Annotated in this window: 1 protein-coding gene; it reads right to left on the reverse strand. The window is 59.1% G+C overall.

Going from position 1 to position 1241, the window contains the following annotated elements; genetic code table 11:
• Window positions 1–51: 51 nt before the first annotated feature.
• Window positions 52–1160 (reverse strand): IS3-like element ISBcen22 family transposase gene (locus WT97_RS28720; protein ID WP_156440333.1). Its coding sequence is split into 2 segments (ribosomal slippage): window positions 52–899 and window positions 899–1160, totalling 1110 coding nucleotides; the frame shifts between segments, so codons are not numbered across the junction.
• Between the last annotated feature and the right edge of the window lie 81 nt (window positions 1161–1241).

Genomic DNA, 1241 nt, shown 5'->3' on the forward strand with positions numbered 1-1241 from the left:
TGTGAACCGCTTGGATTTCTTGGACAGTGCCGAGCGTTAGTGTTCGGTCTTTCATGAGCCTTCGGCCGTAGGCCGAAGGCTGTATTGCCGGGCGAATTCGCCCGGCGTTAGCTCCTTGAGCGCCATGTGAGGTCGAGTCTCATTGTAGTCGCGGCGCCAAGCCTCGATCTCACGTTTGGCTTCCGCCAACGATTCGAACCAATGCAGGTTCAGGCATTCGTCCCTGAACGAGCCGTTGAATGTCTCGATGAAGCTGTTGTCGGTGGGCCTGCCTGGCCGGCTGAAGTCGATCTGCACCTTGTAGTGGTAGGCCCACATGTCCAGCAGGCGACCCGAGAATTCGCTGCCGTTATCGGCAAACAGGAACCGTGGTGCGTGACGTTGAGCCACCAAACGATTCAGCACCGACACGACGTCCTCGGCACGCAGGCGCTTGCCCACTTCAATGGCCAGTGCTTCACGACTAAAGATGTCCACGACCGTCAGGGCTCGCAGGCGGGTACCGTCGGCCAATTGGTCCGCGACAAAGTCCAGGCTCCAGACTTCATTGGGGCGAACCGGCACGCAGCGCTCGCGGCGCGACACCACCATCTTGCGGCGTTTGGGCAGCTTCGAACACAGTTGAAGCTGCTCTTCGGCGTAGAGCCGATAGACCCGATTCCGGCTCACACGCCAACCTTCACGCTTGAGTAGCACGTGCACGCGCCGGTAGCCATATCGAACGCGCGTCTGTGCGATCTCGCGCATGCGTTGACGCAGTGCCGTCTGCGGGTCCTTGACGCTGCGATAGTAGTGGGTGCTGCGAGCTTGCTTGACTAGCCGGCACGCCCGCTGCGTCGGAAGACCGTAGTGATCCACGATGTAGCTCACTGCCTGTCTCTTCAGCGCGGGCGCGGCCACTTTTTTGTGGCGATATCCTGCAGGATGGCCTTGTCCAGACTCAGTTCCGCAACCAGCTTCTTGAGCCGCTCGTTCTCGTCCTGGAGTTGTTTCAGTTCGCGGACCTGGTTCGACTCCAGGCCCGCGTACTGCTTCTTCCATCGGTAATACGTCTGCTCCGATATCCCGAGCTGCCGAACCAGATCCGCCACCGGCATGCCCAGCTCAGCTTGTTTGAGCGCGGCCACGATCTGCTCCACCGAGTATTGCTTGCGCTTCATCGCCAACCTCCCGTTCCTATTGGGAAAATTGCCTCCGAAACACTAACACTCATTTGTGTCCAGGATTTCTAGAGCAGATCA

This window comes from Burkholderia sp. MSMB1459WGS (genome assembly GCF_001534535.1).
In the GTDB taxonomy this organism is placed as follows: domain Bacteria; phylum Pseudomonadota; class Gammaproteobacteria; order Burkholderiales; family Burkholderiaceae; genus Burkholderia.